Here is a 15275-nt window from a genome sequence, read left to right on the forward strand (position 1 = left end):
TTCAGTTTGTTCCAGTGGCAAGACTGAGGAAGTTTTGCAGCAAAGCATGCCCCTGCTCTGTCAGAACAGCCTCAGGATGGAACTGCACGCCAAACAACGGCAAATCCCGATGGGAAAACGCCATCACTTCACCGTCCGGGCCCGTCGCAGTTTCCACCAAACTTCCATCTTCTGGCAAATCAACAATCAACGAGTGATAACGCGTTACTTGCAAAGGATTGTTTAAGCCCGCGAATAAATTTTCACCGCTGTGGCTGATAGACGACGTCATACCATGAACAGGGCGTTTCGCCCGCTTCACCTGCCCGCCAAATGCCTGCGCGATCGATTGATGGCCAAGACAAACGCCCAACATCGCAAACTCCTCTTTAAGCTCAGCGATCAAGCCCAAGCTGTTCCCCGCCTCATCCGGCCCGCATGGGCCTGGAGAAAAAATGATGGCTTCCGGGGCCATGGCACGAACCTGATCGACCGTGATCTGATCATTTCGAACCACATTGACGTCACGACCGAGCTCTTCGACATAGCGCGCAAGATTGAAAACAAATGAGTCGTAGTTATCGATCAGAAGGATCATTGCAGATCCTCCGCGCGAAGGCCAAACAGCTCAAACATCTTGGTCGCCTTAACCAGTGTCTCGTCATATTCCATCGCAGGATCACTGTCGGCGACGATCCCGCCCCCAACATTAAATGCCATCCGACCGCCATTCACACTGAGCGTTCTGATCGCAATATTGGTATCCATTGAACCGTCAAAGCCGATATAGCCAATCGCACCACAATATGCCCCGCGCGTGGTGTCCTCGAGTTCGGTAATGATTTCCATCGCCCGGATTTTGGGTGCACCTGTGATTGAACCACCAGGGAAACAGGCGCGCAGCGCGTCGACGGCTGATTTCCCGTCCTTGAGTTCACCGGTTACCGTCGAAACGAGATGATGGACATTGGCATAGCTTTCAAGCGCGCAGATTGCCGGTGTTTGAACCGTGTGAGGTTTACACACCTTCGACAGATCATTTCGCAAAAGATCAACAATCATAATGTTTTCTGCGCGATCCTTTGTCGAAAGCAGTAATTCTTGAGCAAGTTCCGCATCGCTTAACGGCGTTTCACCGCGCGGGCGCGTACCCTTGATTGGTTTCGTTTGAACATGACCGTCGCGAACCTTCAAAAAGCGTTCGGGTGAGTTTGAAAGAACCGCTACATCACCAAAGTTCAAAAATGCCCCAAAGGGTGCAGAGCTTATTTCACGCAGTCTGCGATAGAGCCCGAAACGTTCCGGCACCGCATCACGCGGATACTCTGCGCGAAAACTTTGCGACAGGTTTGCTTGAAAAATGTCACCGGCAAAAATGTAATCGATCACCTTTTGCACGGATGCTTCATACCCTGCCCGGGTGAAGTTTGATGCCCAAGCACTTAATTCTGGCGCATGGGGCGCAGATGGATGATCAAATAGCGGACGGGCCAAACGCAGATATTTGCGCACAAGTCCCATGCGCTCTTTCGCACGTTTGTCGCGCTCGGGTCCTTCTTTTTCCGGAAGTCCGGTTGAAATCAGCCACATCTTGCGATCAATCTGATCAAAGGCAATCACCAGATCAAAGATACCCACCGCCATATCTGGCATGGAAAGCCAGTCATGTGATGCGCTTGGCAGTTTTTCGGTCTGGTGGGCAAGCTCATATCCGAAATAGCCCACTGCCCCGCCCTGGAATGGCGGCAGATCAGGCTGCGTTTTCAGTTCGTAACGCGCCAACAGATCTGCCAAAACATCGAACGGATCACCCGGAATATCAAACCCGTCCAAATTAACTTGGCCGTTTTTTGACGTCAGTTTGTGAAGTGGTGACACGACGATATAAGAAAATCGATCGCGATCTCCGGAATCCAGAAAATGACTGTCGGCAAATGGTGCAAAGGCACCATAGGCATCAACCGGTTCGATATAGGGGCATTCTTCAATCAGCATTGGGCAGGCGCATTCTTGTGAACGGGAACGAACGAAAATCGTCATTCCATTGGTTTTACGCCCCGGATGATCTGAGGCGACGCCAATCTAAGCGATTCTTTTTAATCAGGTGAATATTTTTGCGACATCACTGCAGTTCAATTGAACCAAAAACAAAAAAGGCCAACCAAATCTGGCTGGCCTTTCTCAGCTAGGTCATCAATCGACTTACATGGCAGCGATACGCGCAAAAGCCTCATTGAGCTTGGCAAGCGTATCACGTGCCTCTTCAAGTTTGGCTTTCTCAGCAGTCACAATGTGTTCCGGCGCACGGCTAACGAATTTCTCGTTCGAAAGCTTGCCTTCCTGTGCCTTGATGTATTTGGCCTTACCGTCGATTTCTTTTTCAAGACGGGATTTCTCAGCCGCCACGTCAATGAAATCGGCAACCGAAACAAATACGGCTACACCATCAACAACGGTTTGGATTGCACCCTTGGCAATGGCTTCAACGTCGCCCTGCCCTTTGAATGCAATGTCTGCAACGCGTGCAAGGCGCTTAACCTGTGCTTCCTGTGCCGCAACCGCTGCCTTCATGGCATCCGACGCATCCACCAGATAGATCGGAACTTCAGCAGCTGGCGGTACGTTCATTTCAGAACGAACCCCACGGATGTCACCGATCAGGCGAATGGCCAGATCGACTTCAGCTTCCGCATTACGATCAATCAGGGCTTCATCAAACTTCGGATAGCTTTCTGACATCAGCATATTACTGCGGTCATCCGCGATCTTTTCCCAAAGCTCTTCGGTGATATACGGCATAACCGGATGCAAGATCAGAAGGATCTGATCAAGAACCCAAGCTGTCACAGCACGAATTTCCGCTTTGGCTTCTTCGTCCTGGCCCATCAGAACCGGCTTTGCCAGCTCAAGATACCAGTCACAGAATGCCCCCCAGACAAACTGATAAGCACTGCTTGCCGCGTCATTGAAGCGATAGGTTTCAATGCCGGTACCAACAGCCTTGGCCGCCTCAACCGTTTTGCCAACGATCCAGCGCGCAAGCGTGGATTTCACGGATGCTGGATCAAAACCAGCAACCGGTTTGCATTCATTCATCTCGGCAAAGCGTGCCGCATTCCACAGCTTCGTCGCAAAGTTGCGATAGCCTTCAACGCGTGACGCAGCAAGCTTGATGTCACGTCCCTGTGCCGCAAGAGCCGTCAGCGTAAAGCGCAGTGCGTCACAGCCATATTCGTCGATAATTTCCAGTGGGTCGATAACGTTACCCTTGGATTTCGACATCTTCTGACCGTGCTCGTCACGGACAAGCGCGTGGATATAAATATCCTTGAACGGAATTTTACCGTCCATGAAATGCATGCCCATCATGATCATGCGGGCAACCCAGAAGAAGATGATATCAAAGCCGGTAACCAGAACATCACCCGGATAGTATTTGTCCAGCTCCGGGGTCTTATCGGGCCAACCAAGGGTCGAATACGGCCAAAGTGCGGACGAGAACCACGTATCAAGAACGTCGGTTTCCTGGGTCAGCTCAACGTCTTTGCCGAAATGTGCCTTGGCAGCGGCAAGTGCTTCTTCTTCGGTTTCTTCAACGAAAATCTCGCCATCCGGGCCAAACCATGCCGGGATACGATGGCCCCACCAAAGCTGACGGGAAATGCACCAAGGCTGGATGTTGCGCATCCATTCAAAATAGGTGTTTTCCCAGTTTTTCGGGACAAAGCGGATACGACCGTCTTCAACCGCTTCGGTCGCAGGCTTTGCCAAAACTTCGGCATTCACGAACCACTGGTCGGTCAGATACGGTTCGATAACGACGTTTGAACGGTCGCCATACGGGACCATGTGAACGGTGTCTTCGATCTTTTCAAGCAGGCCCAGCTCGTCCATCTTGGCAACGATCTGTTTACGCGCTTCGAAACGATCAAGGCCGCGATATTCTTCGGGCGCGTTGTCGTTGATGCAGGCGTGATCATCCATGATGTTGATCTTTTCAAGATCAGCGCGCTTGCCAACTTCAAAGTCATTGAAGTCATGAGCTGGCGTGATCTTGACGGCACCAGATCCTTTTTCCGGATCGGCATATTCATCAGCAACGATTTTGATACGACGACCAACGATCGGCAGAATGCAATACTGGCCGATCAGATCCTTGTAACGTTCGTCTTCCGGATGAACCGCAACACCGGTATCCCCCAGCATGGTTTCCGGACGGGTCGTCGCAACGGTAATAAACTCACCCTCACGACCTTCGATCGGATATTTGAAGTGCCAGTAATGGCCTTTGACTTCCTTCTGAACGACCTCAAGGTCGGAAATCGCAGTCAAAAGTTTCGGATCCCAGTTCACCAGACGCTTGTCACGGTAAATCAGGCCCTGCTTGTGAAGGGTCACGAACACCTTGCGAACAGCTGCCGAGAGCCCCTCGTCCATCGTGAAACGTTCACGCGCCCAATCAGGCGATGCACCCAGACGGCGCAGCTGATTGGTGATCGTACCACCAGACTTTTCTTTCCATTCCCAGACCTTCTCGACGAACTTCTCGCGGCCAAGATCGTGGCGCGTAACATTCTGTTCGCCAAGCTGGCGTTCAACAACCATCTGGGTCGCGATGCCGGCATGGTCGGTACCGGGCTGCCACAGAGTGTCCCTACCGTTCATACGGTTGTAGCGGACCAGGATGTCCTGAAGCGTAAAGGTAAGAGCATGCCCCATATGGAGGCTGCCGGTCACGTTGGGCGGCGGCATCATGATGACATAGGGATCGGCGCCAGATGCGGGATCGCAGGCAAATGCCCCCGATTTTTCCCATTTATCGTAAAGTCTGCCTTCAACGTCGGCCGGGCTGTAGGTCTTCTCCAACATGGTCTTTTGATCCGCTGCGGGTTTAATCAATCTTACAAAGAAAAAGCGGCGCACCGTGGGCGCGCCGCTCTAAACAAACTATCGGCTCGCCTACAGGTCTTCGGCGCGGTTCACAATCCGCTCGATTTCCTTCTTCACAAGGCGTTCGATCATATAGGGCAGGTTTTCGTCAAGCCATTCCTTAAGCAACGGGCGCAACATATCGCGCACCAGATCCTCAAGGGTTGCATGACCCGCATTCACACCAAGTGCAACTGCGCGTTTCTTTGCAACGGCTTGCGCCAATTCCGAGATGGTGCCGGTCGCTGTCGATTCCGTCAGATTCGAAATCAGCGGTTCGTCATCATCTTCGTCATCATAAAGTGCTGGCATGGCCGGTTCTGGTTCCGGCTCATCAAATTCTTCTTCGAATGGCTCTGGCTCGTCTTCAAGCGGAGTCTCATCGAAATCGAGCATATCGTCGAGTTCAAGTTCTTCTTCCGGCTCGTCAAGCTCAAGCTCTTCGGGTTCGTCGTCGAACTCAAGTTCTTCGGGTTCTTCATCAAGAACGAGTTCGTCGATTTCTTCTTCCGGTTCGGGTTCCGGCTCCGGTTCTGGTTCCGGCTCAGGTTCCGGCATCGGTTCGGGTTCAGGAGCGGCTTCCTGTTTTTCTTCATCCCCCTCATCAGCAAGAATTTTGCGGATGGACTGGAGGATATCCTCCATGGATGGTTCTTGTTGCCCGTCACTCATATTAAAAATTCCGCACTAGTGTCATTTAACCAGACAAACCCGAACGTAGTATCAAGGCAGGGTGCAATCACCCTGCCCTGACTTTCAACAGATCAGTCTGTTCCCCACCACTGGCCCTTGACTTTGTTATAGTTGGACTCAGTGTCGTAAATTTCGACCGGCAGACCAAGGACCTGTGCATTCAGCGCGCCCATGGCAGCCTTAACCTGGAATTCGGCAACCGCCGCATCACGACGCGACCCGACAAGGTCAACACGTGCCTGAAGCAGTTCCTGTTCCTGATCAAGAACATCAAGAACGGTACGCGAACCGACAGATGCTTCACGCTGGACACCATCAAGCGCCACTTCGGCCGATGATACCTGTGCCTGCTGCGATTCGATGCTTGCACGCGCCGTTACAAGCGTTTCCCAGGCACTGGTTGCATTCTCGATCACGGAACGACGTGCTTCGTCGATCTGAATGCGTGCTTGACCTGCGGTCTGCTTGGCAGAACGCACACCGGAATAAACCGCACCCTGCTGATAAAGCGGGATGGAAACCGATGCGATGATGTCAGCGGTATCCGCGGTAAAATCTTCGGTCGAGCTTTCATGCGCACGCTCGACACCGGCCGTCAGGCTGACTTCCGGATAAAGCGAACCTTCGCTCAGACGAACATCTGACTGGGCTGCTTCTTCGGTGAAACGCGCCTGCAGAACATCAGGATGCTGATCCTGCGCAATCGACAGAACATCCGACACGCTGGTCGGAAGACCGGCGAGCGGGTTCGGGATTTCAAGACTGGTCGGCGAATTACCAACAAGGCGCTCATACTGCGCGCGCGTGTTTGCAAGCGAACCCTGAGCCGAAATCAAATCGGCTTTCGCACCGGCAAGGCGGGCTTCGGCCTGCGATACGTCAGTACGGGTCACTTCACCAACCGCAAAACGATCACGCGTTGCTTCAAGCTGACGCTCAAGCACGCGAACGTTGTTCTGGTTCAGCTCAACAACTGCGGTGTCACGCAATACGTTGAAATAAGCAGTCGCCACCTGCAGCATCACATCCTGTTCGGTTGAACGCAGGGATGCGCGCGCGGCTTTGATACGTGCTTCTGCACGTTCGGTTTCTGCTGTGGTACGACCACCACGATACAATGACTGGGTAACTTCAAGGCCAACCGTGTACGGCTGAAGGCTGTTATCGGTTTTGGTACCGCTAACTTCGCTTTCATAGTCACGGAAACCGGCATCGCCCGAAAGCGTTACACTCGGGCGCCAGTTTGACAGCGCCGTCGAGATTTCTTCATCGGTCGAGCGCAGCGATGCGCGACCGGCTTCAAGTGTCGGGTTGCTCTGATATGCCTTGATAAGAGCGTCCTCAAGACTTTCTGCAGATGCGCCACCGGCAACCATTCCTCCGGTTGCGAGAATACTGCAGGTCAGCAAGAACCGTTTAATCATTTATCTACCCTTGTAAAATCCTACACCAAGTCCCGACCCCGGCGCAGTTTCACGTATGGTAACGATGGAAAGAAAATTTTCCAAGAAAAGAGGCATTTATATTGAAAAAAAGTAATTCGCCCCGTTTTCCGATCGTAACCAAAATCAATCGTAGCGTGTCATATCAGGCTCGATTTCGATCGCCCAGATATCTATACCGCCTGTAACATTAAAAACATCTTTAAATCCATATTCTTCAAGCAACATCCCGGCATGACGACTGCGAACGCCATGATGGCAGATGATTGCAAGCGGACGATCAGGCGATAGCTCATCCACCCTGCCCTGCAATTCCGACAGCGGAATGTGAAGGGCATTATTGATCATACAGATTTCAACTTCCCAGTCTTCGCGCACATCCAGAAGCGATATTGGCTGTGATTGTTCAAGACTGGCCGCAAGTTCACGGCAACTCATTTCCCGAACCATCACATCATATCCTGCTTGCGAGACGCGAAAACAGAAATGCCCGGAACGAACCGGGCATTCCCAAAATCAGAAGACAAAGCTTTCTGCTGGCTCAAATCCCGGAAGATACGGAATATTCGCATCAAACAGATCGCGATGACCGATGACGCCGTTTTCACGTTCATACAAACGTGCAACACCAACCTTGCCTGCTTCCCGAACAACGGCGAGCAAACGGCCACCTTCGGAAACCTGATCAAGGATCGCGGCCGGTACTTCACTTACCGCACCGTCAAATACGATCACATTATAAGGTGCCTGTTTTGCATATCCTGCGGCAAGATCACCTTCAACGACGATCACGTTGTCATAGTTGAGCTTCTGGCAAGCAGCCTCGGCGGCGGCAGCCATGTCCTTGTCACTTTCAACAGCAACAACGGTCTCAGCCACACGTGAAATCAGCGCACTGCCGTAACCAAAGCCAGCACCGATGACCAATGCTACGTCGGTTTCAGCGATCTGTGCGCTTTGCATCAGACGGGCAATGACCATCGGCTCCATCGCAAAGCGACCACCACCGACAGAAATATCTTCATCGACATAGGCAATGCCGCGTTTGCCTTCAGGCAGGAACAGTTCACGCGGAACTTCCTCCATCGCAGCGATGACCAGCGGATCGGTAACCTTGTTGGTCCGAACCTGATTTTCCACCATGTTATGGCGCGCGATTTGGTAATCCATGATTATCTGACCTGAAAATTCTCGCGAGAAACAGACCGCAACCGTCCTTATTGTCCCCAAAGCCGCCTGCGGTAATTGCCCTGTTTATAGTCAGCACATAAGCAACTGACAACATCGGATCAATGATGGGCTTCGATTTTAACATATTGAGCACGCTAAAAGATTGACCATCGGGCACCCTGATCGCGCCTTGGTTCATCAAGCAGTTCGGTTATTGATCCACCTTGATCTGCGTAAAATCCCGGTCCCGCTTTGCAGCATTCGCACGCTGCACAAAAGAAGATTGTGGTATCTCAGCACGTTACGAACCACCCATTGATCACTTTTGATACAAAAAATTCGCCAAGTCTCACTTGAAAACAAACAGAGGTGGTAGAACATATGCGAAAGCAGATTGCACTGTATTGCTTGTGCACGATTGTGCCATTTGAAACTATGACTTCATGCTTTCCAGTCGCGTGGTCAAAATTTAGGTGACCGAACTGATAAAATTCAGTTCAAGAATTAGGGGAATGATATGCGTGATAATGGTCCGGTTACCAATCGCGAGGTCCTGATGAAAGACGAGGATATCCTTGTCTCAGCGACTGACACTGGTGGACGTATCAAATTCGCCAACAACTCGTTTATCGATATCAGCGGCTATACCGAAGATGAACTGGTTGGCTCACCACATAATCTAGTCCGCCACAGTGACATGCCAAAAGAGGCGTTTGCCAACCTTTGGCAAACGCTTAAAGAAGGCCTCCCGTGGCAAGGATTCGTTAAGAACCGAGCTAAGAATGGAGATCACTATTGGGTTCGGGCAAATGTGACACCTACCTTTGAGAATGGCGAAGTTTCTGGTTATATCTCCATTCGCACCAAGCCAACTGATGCCGAGAAGCGCCGCGCAGAAAATGTTTACGCTGACCTCCGCAAAGGCAACACGAGTAACGTTGGTTTGGAACACGGTGAAATAGTCGAGACTGGCTCAAAAGCTAGGCTGAAGAACTTCCTTGCAAGCATTAAAGGCAGCCTAACTGTTGCATTCGGCACAATGGTAATTTTGATGGCTATAATCGGTGGTTATGCTCTTTACGGTGAGTATCAGACAGAGCAGTCTCTTGACCACCTATATCAACAGCGCGTCAAACCACTCAACGTACTAAAGCAAATCTCTGACGATTACGCCGTATTCGTTGTCGATGCATCTCATAAAGTAAGGAATGGCAACTTCAACTGGCAACAGGGCATCGAGAGCATTGATCAAGCAAAAACTCGAATTAAAGCCAACCTTGACCTGTATTTAGCAAGAGAACTTGGGCGACGTGAAACACCGATCGTTGAGAGCGTTCGAAGCATGTTGCCTGTCGCAGACGAACTTGTTGATCGACTACGGCAGATCATGGTCCAGAAGGACAGCGCTGCACTAGATTCTTTGATAAAGGACGAGCTGTACCAGAAAATTGATCCGTTAACAGAGCAGATCGGAAATCTCTCTGTACTGCAAAACTTGATCGCTGGTGAGAGGGTCGTTGCGGCTGAACAGCACTTCATCCAAGCGGTGATTATCGAAGTGATTTTATTGATGCTAGCTGTCGTTCTGACAGTTGTATACGGAGTATGGCTAATTCGAAAGCTGAAGCATCCTCTAGAACAGATGGAAGGTCACTTTGAGGCGATTGAGTCAAATGATACTACCTATTCGATTAGCCTCCCGTCAGTATCTGACTTCAAACCAGCCTTTCAGCAACTGCGCGCATTGCACGCCAAGCTTTGCTACAGCAAGCTTGAACGTGAAAATAACGAAGCCAAAGCTACTCAGCAACGCGTCGGCGCCCTTCGTGGTCTTGCCGAAACGGTTGAAAAGGAACTTCAGAAAGTCGTTCAGGCCATCATTGATCAGACTGAACGCCTAAACAGTGCAGCTGGCGATATGGCCGGGTCTTCGGAAAAGGTTTCGGAAAACTCCGAAAGCGTTGCAGCAGCTGCGCATGAAGCCCTTGCAAATGCCGAAACCGTTTCTGGCGCGTCCGAAGAACTCGCAGCGTCTATCCGCGAAATCACTCGCCAGATCGAAGAGGCTACCTCGCTTACGGCCGAAGCAAACGATGCTGGTGAAAGTGCCGAGAAAACTGTTAACTCCCTGCAAGATAGCGTTAGCAAGATCGGCGAAGTTGCTGAATTGATTAGTGACATTGCTGCTCAGACCAACCTTCTTGCCCTTAACGCGACCATCGAAGCCGCCCGCGCAGGCGACGCTGGCAAGGGCTTTGCGGTTGTGGCTCAGGAAGTTAAGAACCTTGCCAACCAGACTGCAAAATCGACCGAGGAAATCTCGCGCCAACTCGGCGAGATCCAGAACGTTACCGGTTCTGTGGTGACCACGGTGCAGCAGATGACCGCAAGTATCCGTCGTGTGGATGAGGTAGCTTCCAACGTTGCTGTCAGTGTTCGTCAGCAGGATGACGCGACCCAAGAAATTGCACGTAACATCGTACAGACGGCCGAAGCGTCCAACGAAGTGACCGAAAAAATCGGCCATGTTGCAACCGAGGCACAGGAAAACCTCAAACGTGCTGCTGAAATGAACAAGATCGCCGAAGAAGTCGATGACAGCATCGCCGAACTGCGCGCAAGCCTTGTCAGAATTGTTCGTACGGCAACGCCCGAAGTCAACCGTCGTAAAGACCCCCGCTTTGATGCACAGCTGGCCGTTACCCTCGTTATCGGCGGAAAATCGATCCGTGGTCAGACAATCGATATTTCCAAGGGCGGGACTAAAGTCAATCTGGCAGAAGCGGTCCCGCAAGGATCAAAAGGTCAGGTCACGATTGACGGGCCGAATGTCACAGTGCCGTTCGAAGTTGAACATTCCCTTGGTACGATTGCCAACCTTGATTTCGCCCCGTCGCCGGGCCGCGAAGAAAAACTTGGTCCATGGCTTACAAGACGTTTTGGCAAGTAATCAGCCAATTTATCGCCTACCAGCAAACCGTCCGGGAGCATTTCCCGGGCGGTTTGTCTACTTTCAGGGGGATATTCAACATCTTGTTCAAAAAATGTAAAATTGGGTGCTTGACGGGTCGCATTCTATGAGGCTATACACCGCTCCAGCCAACGCGAAGGCGCGATGGCGGAGTGGTTACGCAGAGGACTGCAAATCCTTGCACGCCGGTTCGATTCCGGCTCGCGCCTCCACTGGTCCGGCATAGCTCAGTTGGTAGAGCAAATGACTGTTAATCATTGGGTCGCAGGTTCGAGTCCTGCTGCCGGAGCCATAAACCCCTGGAACTCTGTTCCGGGGGTTTTTGCTTTTGGGCCCTGCTCCGCGTCACAGTGACCTGTCCAGACACCTCACGCATCCAGAGCCACCCCATTTCGATCACAAGTGCGTTCAAAACAATGCAGTTTGTGATCTGACATTTCATATCGGCACGAGATAACAGTCTGGATCGAAGCTGATGTTTTACATCACTTTTCAACCAAGATTTGGCATATCCCATCACACCGATTAACCCAAAGTCGCCAAGATGATCCTTCCTTGAAAAAAGACGTGAATTTGGTCGCTTTTTATCAAAAAAGGTCTTGCGGGGTTTGGATCGTTTGATTATACACCTGCCACGCGCTTCGGACGGAGCGCAACGCCTGATCCGGCATAGCTCAGTTGGTAGAGCAAATGACTGTTAATCATTGGGTCGCAGGTTCGAGTCCTGCTGCCGGAGCCAATTTAAAAGGGGCCGAACGTAATGTTCGGTCCCTTTTGCTTTTGCACGTCACATGATGGATAAATCGCCCATGAAAACCGTCAAAATTGAACTTCGCGAAGTCAAACTCGGCACCCTTTCCGGCCCGACGCAAGGATGGTTGATTGTCGGCGAAAATAACGTCATTCACGGTATGGCGCATGCCATTGATGGTGAGCTGTTCACGATCTCGTCGAACACTGATCCGCGCATACAGGCATTTGGCTGGTGCCCGATGTTCGACAGCCTCGCCCACGTTCAAGGTGACCTCGAAATCGCCCTTGCCATGAGTTCGGCAAATGAAGTCGAAGAATGGATCGAGCAGTCCGAACGTTATGACGATGACAGTCATCACGGTCAGTTGCACTGATCCCCTGTTGCTGCCAGCTGACAACGCAACACTCCCTTGCCGCCACTGCCACAAAAACTTCGTTGCCTCAGTGCTTTATTGATGCACAGCAATTCAATATACTTGTCCCTGACGTAAAACATCGCACAGCCAAGGCTTATCCATTCCCTGGCACATGACGATCAGTCGCGAAGAACCGCGACGCAAGCCCTCAGGACAAGGCGGGAACTCGGCGATGAGTACAATCAATCTCGATCATCTTTTCAAACCGAAATCGGTTGCCGTTATTGGTGCATCCAATCGCCCCCATTCGGTCGGAAATGTCTTGATGAAGAACTTGCTGGCTGGCGGGTTTAATGGCCCGATCATGCCGGTTAACCCGCGCAGTCAGTCCATTGGCGGCGTTTTGGCCTACCCCGATGTTGAAAGCCTGCCGGTTGTCCCTGAGCTCGCCGTCATCTGTGTTCCGCCCAAAGGCGTCATTCCTGTAATGGAATGCCTTGCCAGCAAAGGCTGCCTTGCAGCCATTGTCCTGACCGCTGGCTTGCAATCAGAACAATATGATGAAAAGCGCACCGTCAAACAGGCGATGCTTGAGATCGCCGCCAAACACAAGATGCGGCTTTTGGGTCCAAACTGCCTTGGTTTAATGGTGCCGGGTATTGGGCTGAATGCAAGTTTTAGCCACCAAAGCATCGGGACTGGCAAAATCGCCTTCGTGTCGCAGTCTGGCGCACTTTGTACGGCTGTTCTTGATTGGGCGGCAGCACGTGGTATCGGGTTTTCGCACTTCATATCACTTGGGGAATGTGATGATGTCGATTTTGGCGATGTGATTGATTATCTGGGTTCTGATCCAGATACGCGCGCGATCATGCTCTATATCGAATCAATTCACGAACGCCGAAGCTTTATCTCGGCAGCGCGCGCCGCATCACGTAACAAGCCGATCTTGTGCATCAAATCTGGCCGCTTTGCTGAGGGTGCGGCAGCGGCGGCATCCCACACCGGTGCCCTTGCCGGTGCGGATGATGTGTTTGACGCTGCGATCAAGCGTGCCGGTGTTTTACGCGTCTATACGGTGAGCGAGATGTTCTCTGCCGCCGAAACTCTTTCACGCATGCGCCCGTTCCGTGGCGACAAGCTTGGCATTGTCACCAATGGTGGCGGGATTGGCGTTTTGGCCGTTGATGCCTTGATCGAGCGTGAAGGTCGCCTCGCCCACCTTAACGACACGACCATCGCGGCCCTTGATCAGGTTTTACCGCCAACATGGTCGCATGCAAACCCGGTCGACATCATTGGTGATGCACCGGGCGAGCGTTATGCAAAGGCGATTGAGGCCGTTTTGGCCGATGATAATATAGACAGCCTGCTTGTCATGCATGCACCGACCGCAATCACCGACCCGGTCGAAGTCGCCAAAGGCGTGATTGATAAGATCAAGGACAGCCGCAAAAACATCCTGACCAACTGGGTTGGCGAAGCCACCGTGGCCGAAGCGCGCAACATGTTCTATGCCGCAGGAATACCGACCTATCGCACGCCGGAAAACGCTGTGGCCGCGTTCCAGCACATGGTCAATTACCGCAAGCTTCAAGACCTTCTGATGGAAACGCCGCCCTCCATTCCGCGTGATTTTACGCCGAAAACGGATCAGGCGCGCACCATCATCCACAGTGCAATCCATGCCGGTCGCACGATGTTGACCGAACCGGAAGCCAAGGCCGTTTTGGAATGCTATGGCATTAACACGGTCAAGACGCTTGCGGGCGCCGACATCGAAGAAGCGGTCACCACGGCCGAAGATATCGGCTATCCGGTTGCGCTTAAGATCCTGTCCGATGACATCAGCCATAAGTCCGACGTCGGCGGCGTTGTCCTTAACCTTGAAAGTGCTGAGGAAGTCCGTGCTGCGGCCCAGAAGATGCACCGCACGATCAGCAAGAAATTCCCCGATGCGCGCCTTCGCGGCTTTTCCATCCAGGAAATGATCAAGCGATCCGGTGCGCGTGAATTGATTGTCGGCATGACGACTGATCCGATCTTTGGCCCGGTGATCCTGTTTGGGCATGGCGGCGTTGAGGTCGAAGTGGTTCGCGACCGTGCCATGGCCCTGCCCCCACTTAACATGAAGCTTGCGCGTGAGCTTGTCGAAGGCACGCGTATCTATAAGCTGCTTAAGGGCTACCGCGATGTGCCTGCGGTCAATCTTGAAGACCTGTTCATGACGCTGGTGCGCTTATCGCAGCTTGTCGTGCATCTTGGCGAAGTGGTCGAACTTGATATGAACCCGCTCCTGGCTGACCGTGAAGGTGTGATCGCACTGGATGCCCGTATCAAGGTCACGCCAAAGGTTGTCAGTGATGACAAACGTCTGGCCATTCATCCCTATCCCCGTCACCTGAAACAGGAACTGGTGATGGATGATGGCACAAAATACCTGATGCGCCCGATCAAGCCCGAAGACGAACCGGCCCATTATGAATTCATGTCCAAGCTGACGCCTGAAGACATCCACTTCCGCTTCTTTGGGTCCGTACGCGAACTGCCGCATTCAGAAATGGCGCGCCAGACGCAGCTTGATTACGATCGCGATATGGCGTTCCTTGCCACCGTCCCAAGCGGTCCGGAAGAAGGACAAATTCACGGCATCGTTCAGGTCGTGATTGATCCGAACAATGAACATGCAGAGTACGCCATCATGGTCCGATCCGACATCAAGGGACGCGGATTGGGTCGTATTTTGATGGAACAGATGATCGAATATTGCCGCCGCAAAGGAACGGAAACCTTTATCGGTCAGGTCCTGCCAAGCAACCGGCGTATGCTGACACTGTGCGAAAATCTGGGCTTTAGCCGCAAATTTATCCCCGATGAAGATGTCTTTGAGGTCACCTTGCCCCTGCAGCGTGATCCGATGGAGCCACAGCACTAAAACAAAAGCCCGGCGTAATGCCGGGCTTTGTCATTTCGGACGCTTTA

At 52.1% G+C, this 15275-nt stretch carries 10 protein-coding genes and 3 tRNA genes; 6 read left to right on the plus strand and 7 right to left on the minus strand.

What is annotated here, in order from left to right; translation table 11 throughout:
* Position 1 precedes the first annotated feature (1 nt).
* The 7 genes from ACMZ66_RS17550 to ACMZ66_RS17580 all read right to left on the minus strand — a co-directional run bounded on the left by ACMZ66_RS17550 (position 2) and on the right by ACMZ66_RS17580 (position 8213).
* Positions 2-577 carry an anthranilate synthase component II gene (locus tag ACMZ66_RS17550; RefSeq protein WP_416939125.1) on the minus strand — a complete coding sequence of 192 codons (576 nt, stop codon included), beginning with the start codon at positions 575-577 and terminating at the stop codon, positions 2-4.
* A complete protein-coding gene (gene pabB / locus ACMZ66_RS17555; RefSeq protein ID WP_416939127.1) occupies positions 574-1974 on the minus strand; it encodes an aminodeoxychorismate synthase component I in 1401 nt (466 codons plus the stop codon). The genes ACMZ66_RS17550 and pabB overlap by 4 nt, the downstream gene beginning before the upstream one ends.
* A gap of 207 nt (positions 1975-2181) precedes the next feature.
* On the minus strand, positions 2182-4848 hold the full coding sequence (locus ACMZ66_RS17560) for a valine--tRNA ligase (protein ID WP_416939129.1): 2667 nt from the start codon (positions 4846-4848) through the stop codon (positions 2182-2184).
* 90 nt (positions 4849-4938) lie between these two features.
* Positions 4939-5580 (minus strand): DUF2497 domain-containing protein, encoded by a 642-nt coding sequence (locus ACMZ66_RS17565; protein ID WP_416939130.1) that lies wholly within the window; start codon positions 5578-5580, stop codon positions 4939-4941.
* A gap of 92 nt (positions 5581-5672) precedes the next feature.
* Entirely contained in the window at positions 5673-7025 is a 1353-nt protein-coding gene (locus ACMZ66_RS17570; protein ID WP_416939132.1) for a TolC family outer membrane protein, read from the minus strand.
* A gap of 144 nt (positions 7026-7169) precedes the next feature.
* Positions 7170-7493 carry a rhodanese-like domain-containing protein gene (locus ACMZ66_RS17575; protein WP_416939194.1) on the minus strand — a complete coding sequence of 108 codons (324 nt, stop codon included), beginning with the start codon at positions 7491-7493 and terminating at the stop codon, positions 7170-7172.
* A 66-nt stretch (positions 7494-7559) separates the two neighbouring features.
* Entirely contained in the window at positions 7560-8213 is a 654-nt protein-coding gene (locus ACMZ66_RS17580; RefSeq protein WP_416939134.1) for a protein-L-isoaspartate O-methyltransferase family protein, read from the minus strand.
* Positions 8214-8730: 517 nt separating this feature from the next.
* Here ACMZ66_RS17580 and ACMZ66_RS17585 point away from each other — a divergent pair.
* From ACMZ66_RS17585 to ACMZ66_RS17610, 6 genes are all read left to right on the plus strand, one after another.
* Positions 8731-11163 carry a methyl-accepting chemotaxis protein gene (locus tag ACMZ66_RS17585; RefSeq protein ID WP_416939136.1) on the plus strand — a complete coding sequence of 811 codons (2433 nt, stop codon included), beginning with the start codon at positions 8731-8733 and terminating at the stop codon, positions 11161-11163.
* A gap of 159 nt (positions 11164-11322) precedes the next feature.
* Positions 11323-11396: transfer RNA gene (locus ACMZ66_RS17590), tRNA-Cys, on the plus strand.
* A 4-nt stretch (positions 11397-11400) separates the two neighbouring features.
* Positions 11401-11476 (plus strand) — tRNA-Asn (locus ACMZ66_RS17595).
* A gap of 371 nt (positions 11477-11847) precedes the next feature.
* A tRNA-Asn gene (locus tag ACMZ66_RS17600) sits at positions 11848-11923 on the plus strand.
* 70 nt (positions 11924-11993) lie between these two features.
* Entirely contained in the window at positions 11994-12311 is a 318-nt protein-coding gene (locus ACMZ66_RS17605) for a hypothetical protein (RefSeq protein WP_416939138.1), read from the plus strand.
* A gap of 214 nt (positions 12312-12525) precedes the next feature.
* On the plus strand, positions 12526-15228 hold the full coding sequence (locus ACMZ66_RS17610; RefSeq protein ID WP_416939140.1) for a GNAT family N-acetyltransferase: 2703 nt from the start codon (positions 12526-12528) through the stop codon (positions 15226-15228).
* Positions 15229-15275 lie beyond the last annotated feature (47 nt).

Origin of the sequence: Thalassospira sp. (genome assembly GCF_048059015.1) — a bacterium.
Classification (GTDB): domain Bacteria; phylum Pseudomonadota; class Alphaproteobacteria; order Rhodospirillales; family Thalassospiraceae; genus Thalassospira.

Excerpts from the sequence above, each read along its gene's own strand:
- ACMZ66_RS17550 (WP_416939125.1), bottom strand. The coding sequence starts at position 577 with ATGATCCTTCTGATCGATAACTACGACTCATTTGTTTTCAATCTTGCG.
- pabB (WP_416939127.1), bottom strand. The coding sequence starts at position 1,974 with ATGCTGATTGAAGAATGCCCCTATATCGAACCGGTTGATGCCTATGGT.
- ACMZ66_RS17560 (WP_416939129.1), bottom strand. The coding sequence starts at position 4,848 with ATGTTGGAGAAGACCTACAGCCCGGCCGACGTTGAAGGCAGACTTTAC.
- ACMZ66_RS17565 (WP_416939130.1), bottom strand. The coding sequence starts at position 5,580 with ATGAGTGACGGGCAACAAGAACCATCCATGGAGGATATCCTCCAGTCC.
- ACMZ66_RS17570 (WP_416939132.1), bottom strand. The coding sequence starts at position 7,025 with ATGATTAAACGGTTCTTGCTGACCTGCAGTATTCTCGCAACCGGAGGA.
- ACMZ66_RS17575 (WP_416939194.1), bottom strand. The coding sequence starts at position 7,493 with ATGGTTCGGGAAATGAGTTGCCGTGAACTTGCGGCCAGTCTTGAACAA.
- ACMZ66_RS17580 (WP_416939134.1), bottom strand. The coding sequence starts at position 8,213 with ATGGATTACCAAATCGCGCGCCATAACATGGTGGAAAATCAGGTTCGG.
- ACMZ66_RS17585 (WP_416939136.1), top strand. The coding sequence starts at position 8,731 with ATGCGTGATAATGGTCCGGTTACCAATCGCGAGGTCCTGATGAAAGAC.
- ACMZ66_RS17605 (WP_416939138.1), top strand. The coding sequence starts at position 11,994 with ATGAAAACCGTCAAAATTGAACTTCGCGAAGTCAAACTCGGCACCCTT.
- ACMZ66_RS17610 (WP_416939140.1), top strand. The coding sequence starts at position 12,526 with ATGAGTACAATCAATCTCGATCATCTTTTCAAACCGAAATCGGTTGCC.